This window comes from Deltaproteobacteria bacterium (assembly GCA_016874775.1).
GTDB lineage: Bacteria > Desulfobacterota > Binatia > Bin18 > Bin18 > VGTJ01.
In genome coordinates this window covers 24,943-31,700 of record VGTJ01000053.1, presented here as the reverse complement: position 1 = coordinate 31,700, position 6,758 = coordinate 24,943, and the positions used below count along the sequence as shown (strand labels likewise).

Annotated in this window: 7 protein-coding genes; 5 read left to right on the top strand and 2 right to left on the bottom strand. The window is 53.2% G+C overall.

What is annotated here, in order from left to right; all coding sequences use genetic code 11:
- Positions 1-88: 88 nt before the first annotated feature.
- The gene (locus FJ147_11245; GenBank protein MBM4256454.1) at positions 89-547 is read right to left on the bottom strand and encodes a WbqC family protein; all 459 of its coding nucleotides are present in this window, start codon (positions 545-547) and stop codon (positions 89-91) included.
- A 62-nt stretch (positions 548-609) separates the two neighbouring features.
- Positions 610-2,286, bottom strand: a complete 1,677-nt coding sequence (locus FJ147_11240; GenBank protein MBM4256453.1) for an amidohydrolase family protein — start codon at positions 2,284-2,286, stop codon at positions 610-612.
- Between the two features lie 321 nt (positions 2,287-2,607).
- On the opposite strand from FJ147_11240, the gene FJ147_11235 reads away from it, so the two are divergent.
- From FJ147_11235 to FJ147_11215, 5 genes are all read left to right on the top strand, one after another.
- Positions 2,608-2,727, top strand: coding sequence for a hypothetical protein (locus FJ147_11235; protein MBM4256452.1), 120 nt, complete (start codon positions 2,608-2,610; stop codon positions 2,725-2,727).
- A 37-nt stretch (positions 2,728-2,764) separates the two neighbouring features.
- Positions 2,765-2,932: a XisH protein gene (locus FJ147_11230; protein MBM4256451.1), complete on the top strand. Its 168-nt coding sequence runs from the start codon at positions 2,765-2,767 to the stop codon at positions 2,930-2,932.
- The gene (locus tag FJ147_11225) at positions 2,920-3,255 is read left to right on the top strand and encodes a XisI protein (protein MBM4256450.1); all 336 of its coding nucleotides are present in this window, start codon (positions 2,920-2,922) and stop codon (positions 3,253-3,255) included. Before FJ147_11230 ends, FJ147_11225 begins: the two co-directional genes overlap by 13 nt.
- 840 nt (positions 3,256-4,095) lie before the next feature.
- Positions 4,096-5,256: an LLM class flavin-dependent oxidoreductase gene (locus FJ147_11220; protein ID MBM4256449.1), complete on the top strand. Its 1,161-nt coding sequence runs from the start codon at positions 4,096-4,098 to the stop codon at positions 5,254-5,256.
- A 112-nt stretch (positions 5,257-5,368) separates the two neighbouring features.
- Positions 5,369-6,742, top strand: a complete 1,374-nt coding sequence (locus FJ147_11215) for an MmgE/PrpD family protein (protein ID MBM4256448.1) — start codon at positions 5,369-5,371, stop codon at positions 6,740-6,742.
- The last annotated feature ends 16 nt before the right edge of the window (positions 6,743-6,758 follow it).

Here is a 6,758-nt window from a genome sequence, read left to right as displayed (position 1 = left end):
ACGATGAGTTTCAAGCGCTCAATATCAAACCCGGTAAGTTTCATGGCGATTGGAACTATACGCTTCTTCCTCGCTCTTAATCGGTAACTTAATTCTTGCCCATGCCTAATTCATATTGACTGGACCAGGTCAGCGGCGTGGTAATACCAAGGGTGGCGCAAAACGCGGTCAGAAACTGGTAATTGACTTCGCTGAGGAGGGTCGCGCTATTCCCAAGGTATAGGTCAGCGAGCCAGTCCTTATACATAGGGAAATAGGGCGCACGAGCGTAACACGCCTGGATCGACTTCCAGTGCTGCTCACGCCACTGCTGGTCACTCACTTCTGTTTCTTTGATTTTCTGATAATAGCGTCCTTTCACCTGGACCGGGATCGTCAGCCACAGACAGCCGTTCGCTGTCTTGATGCGGTTACGGTTACGCCAGTCACGCCGGGTGTACTGCGCATCATCATACAGGACGAACTCGTCGACTCTGTGGATCAGATCGAAGTAACCTTTCCACGGAATGTAGTTCGACTGCACGATAGCGATGCGTTTGCGTGACATTGACGGAGAAGATACGCGAAAGCGGAACCGACGCAAAGGTGGTCGACCTTTGCGCGCAGCCCTTACCTCGACCGCAACACTTCCCCAGGCAATATTCCCGAATGTCGTCCATCGGCATAGACAACTGTGCCGTTGACAATGACCCAATGCATTCCTCGCGCTTGTTGCACGAACCGCCGTTCTTTCCCTGGTAAGTCGTACAACAGTTCCTTGTCGCCAGCCGCGACTGTCTGTGGATCAAAAATGGCAAAGTCTGCGGCTTTTCCGGCTGCGATTTCTCCTCGGTCGGTCAAGGCAAAGAAACGCGCAGGTTCTGAGGTGAGCCGTTGCACGGCACGCTCTAAGGTGATGACTTTCCGTTCGCGTACCCAGGTGCCTAACAGATAGGTTGGGTAGCCAGTGTTGCACAGCATATCGACATGCGCTCCGCCGTCGGAGAGACCCAGCATCACGCGGGGATCGGTGATGACATCTTTCAACAACGTCGGATCAGAATTCAGCATTGGCAATGCGAACTCCGTACCTAACTCATCGGCGATAGCGAGATCGAAGAAGGTATCAAGGGGCTCCTTGTTCTGCTGTGTACTCAAGGTGGCGATCGTCTGTCCGACCCACGCCTGATGCGCAGGCTTTTTTACTCTACACACCTCGATAATCTGCCATTGCCCGCTGAAGACCTTGGGCAGTCGTGTGTACGCTTCGCGAAACGCGCTGCGGAAGTTGGTATCAGCGTAGATCTTGACCTGTTCGGCAACTGGCAGATTGAAGAGTTTATGGCAAACCTCAAATGGTCCCAAGATAAAAGGATTATGCAGGTTGAACTGTATTTCGGTTGGCTGGCAACTCGCTTGTGGAATGGCGCCGCGTTTGATCAAGCCGGTTGTACGCTCTAACAGTTCGAGATGCGCGGTTGGTTGATCACTGCGAGTTTGCACCGACAACCAGGTGACAGGACGTTGACTTTCGGCGAGCAGGAAATCGATCAGTTCGTCTGACCCGGCTGGCAGAATCGATGACCCAGCGCCCCCCAGATTCACCTCAATGGCCCCATAGCCAAGATCGCGTAAGATATGCGCGTAGGTACGCAATTCGTCGCGACTGGCTAAGCGGCAGGCGAGTGGTCGACCGCGAAACCCGACATGTTGAGTGGCGACGGTGGTTGAGAACCCGAGTGCACCGGCTTCCATCCCTTGTCGTAAGAGCGTAGCAATCTTGTGTGTTTCCTCGGCGGTGGCCGCGCGTTCCTGGGCTGCCTCGCCCATGATGTAGGAACGGAAAGGGGTTAGCGGCATAAGAAAGCCGAAGTTAATGCCGAGCCCCTGGCGTTTTGCCGCCATGTACTGGGGAAAACTCTCCCATTGCCAACGCACGCCTTTGGACAGCACGTCAAAAGACATCCCTTCCACGTTTACCAGGTCCCAGGCCAGTGCTTCTCGTTGCTCCGGGCGACACGGCGCGATACCGACTCCACAGTTGCCCATGACGATGCTTGTCACTCCATGCCAGGAGGAGCCGGTGATGAGACCATCCCAATCAATTTGTGCATCATAGTGCGTATGCGGATCGATGAAGCCTGGAGCGACAACCAGCCCATCGGCATTGATCGTCTGGGTCGCATGTTCACGGGTTGTCCCGATCTCGGTGATCTTGCCATTGTTGACGGCAATATCAGCGCGATACCCTGGCTTTCCGGTGCCGTCGACAACCGTGCCGTTACGGATAATCAAATCGTGTGACATGAGCTGCCTCCTTTGATGGTGCGTGCGAGGTGCCGCACTGCAGTTCCCCTATGTGATCCATAAATGAGCGTGGCGAGTGCTGTCAAGGGAAAGCAGACAGAGCTCTCGGTTTGGTCTCATATAGTAGGGCCAACCCTATGTGGTTGCCTTCCTGTGGGCGGCCACGTGGGGTCGCCCCTCCCAGACGAACATCCCTCTTCCTTGCCCCAAAACCAAAGCCACGCTAACGTTTGTTCAACACAGCGGAGTACGGAAGGGAGCACGTCAAAAAAGTCGGCTCGATGTACGAGATCGACGTGCCGAAGCGAGGTGTAGGCGAGTATGCCTGCGAAAGACATCTCTCATAATACTGTAAGAAACGCGCTTCTTAAGGATGGGTGGGTTATTACTCACGACCCTTTACACCTTTCCCAGACCTCTAGCCCGCCCTCTCTAGCCTAACCCTTTCTTTTTACAAGGGTCCAATCGCGTTCACCGTGTGTTGAAGCAAAACGAACCTGACCGCATTCTTTACCTGGCTATTGCTGAATATGTGTATGACAATCTCTTTGCGACTGAGTTCGGAGAATTAGCGACGAAAGCGAATCAGTTGAAGCTCTTGGTATTCGATAAAGAACAGGAGGTGATCAAACAATGGCTGGAGTAAGTGAGTATCGAACAGTCGTGAAACAACTCCTACAAGAGTATGCTCAGCAACCACCTGTAGGTGGGCGAGTCGAGATGGAAACAATCTTTGATGAAGTACAGGACCGCTATCAGCTAGTTGCCGTGGGATGGCAAGGAAAGCGTCGGGTGCATGGATGTGTCATTCATATCGATATCAAAGCAGATAAAGTATGGCTGCAACATGATAGTACTGATGCAGAAGTTGCTCAGGAACTCGTGAGACGGGGAATTCCAGCTGAGAACATCGTGCTTGGCTTTCAACCTGAACAATATCGATTCCATAGTGGATTTGCCGTGCATTAATTCCGTCTTTTCTCCTCACAGAGAACTGAGAATTGGTTTGCCCCACTGCAAAGACGGGTTCGCAGGTGGTATACAAGGGTGCCGTTGTGAAACGGTACCCTTGTTTTTTCTGAGAGAAGGAGGCCACTATGGCTGATGCTGCAACACTGGCAAGTGAAGTGGAGTCGTTCTACCGCGCCTTCATCGACGGCTTCAATCGTGAAGATACCGACATGTACCTGCGTTCGTTTTGCTATCCCAATGGCATAGTGAGTGATGAACATGGCTTGATACTCAATACCAAAGAGTCAGGCCAGCAACGTTTCTATCAAGAAGTGATAACCTCGATTCAGAGTCGAGGGTGGGACCATACTGGCGTCACGCACCTCCACGCCTGGCCGATTGCTGACAACCTGGCGTTCCTGGTTGCAGATATTTCTCGCTATAAAAAGGATAAGTCGGTCTTAGAGAGCGGACGATATTGCTATACCGTTCGTAAGGATAAGGGGGCGTGGAAAATTCTGACTCTTACGGAAGTCAGAGCCCCGTTTGGCGGATTAGCTGCTGCACAGGAGAGTGCGGCTGAGGCGAAGCCGCTCATGGCTGAGATTCAGAGCTTTTATAACGGCTATATCGCGGGCTTCAATGCTGAGGATCAAGCTGCTTTTGTGCGTTGCTATGCGCATCCGCACGCTTTCCTTTTAGGCGACCAAGGCATGATTGTGACAGCGACGGAAGCAGATCATGAACGTGCCTACCAACGCATCATGGCAGATCTGCACAAACGCGAATGGGGACGTTCGGTAACAGATAAGCTGCAGACCTGGCCCTTCACGCAGACCACTGCGCTCATCGTTGCTGATGTCACCCGTTATAAAAAAGATCAATCTGTCCTGGAAAAACTGCGCGCTTCCTACGTGCTACGGAAAGATACGGGCGCCTGGAAATTTCTCGCTGTCACAGAAATCAAGCCACCGTTTGCAGGACCCGGAGAAGGGAGACCATAACATGCTGCCGATTGGGTATTTACCGTGTACGCAGGATCCGCCGTCAGGCGCCAATATGGCGCGGGTACTTGATGAGATTGTTGCCGAAGCCCAAGCCGTCGAAGCGAGCGGTTGGGATGGCTGTTTCATTACTGAGCATCATCAACAGGAAGATGGCTATCTTCCTAACCCGTTGTTAGTTGCTGGCCTAGTGGGAATGAAAACGCAGCGAATCAAGGTTGGTACGTGTGTGTTGTTGTTGCCACTGCACCATCCGGTCCATGTTGCGGAAGACTGTGCTGTCATCGATCTGGCGACCAAAGGGCGATTAGTGCTAAGCGTCGGCGTTGGCTATCAGCCGCATGACTTTGATGCCTTTGAGGTGCCAGTGGCCGAACGCGCGACCCGGACTGAGGAAGCGATGGAGGTGATGCGCAAGGCCTGGACTGGCAAGCGGTTCGCCTATGAGGGAAAGCATTTTCGCTACCAAGACACGTTGATCACACCCACGCCGTATCAGCAGCCTGGTCCGCCGATTTGGATGGCATCCTGGACACCTCCAGGCTTGCGTCGCGCGGCCAAGATGGCGGATGGGTGGATTGCCGATCCAGTTCAGTCTCTGCCTGTGATTAAAGATTACACAAATCGGTACCGTGCGGCGTGTCAGAAAGTGGGACGGAAGCCCTATATCTGCTTAATGCGTGATGCGGTGGTTGCAGACAGCTTGAAAGAGGCTGAGGCGCAAAGCGGGCCGACGATGTATACCCATCGCTTCTACTTTCAGTACGGCGCGTATGTGCCAGATGAGCACCTGAAGGACGTGAAGCGACCAGAGGATCTCTCGTTCAAGCAATGTGCAAAAGAACGCTTGATTGTCGGTTCACCAGAAGACTGTCTACAACAATTGCAGATGTGGAAAGAAGCGATACAGCCTGACTATGTGATCATTCGCTTCCGTCAGCCCGGTGGCCCGTCGCATCAGCAAACCCTCGAGGCGATTCGTCGCTTTGGCGAGAAAGTCATTCCGAAGCTGTGATACGGAACGTGGTGCGTGGTTCGTGTTGCGTGACGGGACAGAAGAGTGCAACTGCTTTTCTACGTAACCCGCAGTACGTATCACGGGTATTATCTTTTCATGGAGAACCAAAATGGAAATCCCATTAACTCGCCATCTTGCTTCGTTTTGTCACAACTTGCGCTATGAGAACCTCCCGGCTGAGGTGATCGATCGTGCGAAGTATTTCTTTCTTGACTATCTTGGGGTTGCTGTCCGAGGCTCGCTGAGTGATTCCAGCGAACCGGTGTACCGCTTGATCAGTGAGCTGAGTGGAGGAGGAACCGCGACGGTCCTGGGGCGCAAGGAGAAGGCGGCCTACGCCTACGCAGCCTTAGCCAATGGTAATTCAGCGCATAGTGTGGAACTGGATGACGCCCATCAAGGTGGATCGATCCATCTCGGAGTATCTGTCTTTTCCTCGGCACTGGCTGTTGCCGAGCAGGTTGGCGCCGGCGGGAAGGAGTTCATTGCCGCGGCTGCCACTGGCTTTGAAGTGGCTGCACGTTTGGCTATGGCGCTACGACCAAAGGAGCATTATTCTCGTGGATTCCATCCGACGGCGACCTGCGGCACCTTTGGCGCGGCAGTCGCTACGGCGAAACTCCTGAGATTGAGTGAAGCGCAACTTGTGTCCGCATTTGGCATTGCTGGCAGTCAGGCGTCGGGATCGATGGAGTTCTTGACCGATGGTGCGTGGACGAAAAGGCTGCATCCAGGGTGGTCTGCCTTTAGCGGGATCCACGCTGCGTTATTAGCGCGTGAAGGTTTCATTGGACCAACAACCATCATTGAGGGGAAAGATGGTTTCCTTAAAGCGTATACGTCACAAGCTGATCCAGGAAAAATAACCACTGGTTTAGGTGAGGATTTTCAGATTTTGCAGACGGCAGTGAAACCACATTCGTGCTGCCGGTACACACAAGCACCGATTGATGCCACACTACAATTGGTCAAAGAGCATAACGTACAGCCTGGAGAGATAGAGAAGATCACAATTGGTATGCTAGAGACGGGTATTCCGGTTATCTGCGAACCCGCCGAACGCAAACGCCAACCTCTTGGTATCGTCGATGCGCAGTTTAGCCTTCCCTTTGGCATTGCCGTGGCATTGATCAAACGCCGCGCTGGACTTGAGGAGTTTTCGCCCCCGATGCTGACCGATCCCCTCGTCCAGGAGGTGATGGCAAAAGTCGGCTATACACGTGACCCGGAGTTAGAGAAGAACTATCCACGCGAATGGCCGGCGTGGGCGCGAGCGAAACTCACAGATGGGCGGGAAGTCTTTGCTCACGTACGGTTCCCCAAAGGTGATCCAGAGAACCCATTGTCATGGGACGAATTGATCGAGAAGTATCGTGGGCTTACTGGGGCAGTGTGGAGCGCCAACAAAGTCAGCCAGGTACAGACGGCAGTGCAAGCAATCGAGCAAACGACACATATAACGGATTTCACCCGGTTGTTGTGAACCTCATCCCCTAACC

Excerpts from the sequence above, each read along its gene's own strand:
- FJ147_11240 (MBM4256453.1), bottom strand. The coding sequence starts at position 2,286 with ATGTCACACGATTTGATTATCCGTAACGGCACGGTTGTCGACGGCACC.
- FJ147_11245 (MBM4256454.1), bottom strand. The coding sequence starts at position 547 with ATGTCACGCAAACGCATCGCTATCGTGCAGTCGAACTACATTCCGTGG.
- FJ147_11225 (MBM4256450.1), top strand. The coding sequence starts at position 2,920 with ATGGCTGGAGTAAGTGAGTATCGAACAGTCGTGAAACAACTCCTACAA.
- FJ147_11235 (MBM4256452.1), top strand. The coding sequence starts at position 2,608 with ATGCCTGCGAAAGACATCTCTCATAATACTGTAAGAAACGCGCTTCTT.
- FJ147_11215 (MBM4256448.1), top strand. The coding sequence starts at position 5,369 with ATGGAAATCCCATTAACTCGCCATCTTGCTTCGTTTTGTCACAACTTG.
- FJ147_11220 (MBM4256449.1), top strand. The coding sequence starts at position 4,096 with ATGTCACCCGTTATAAAAAAGATCAATCTGTCCTGGAAAAACTGCGCG.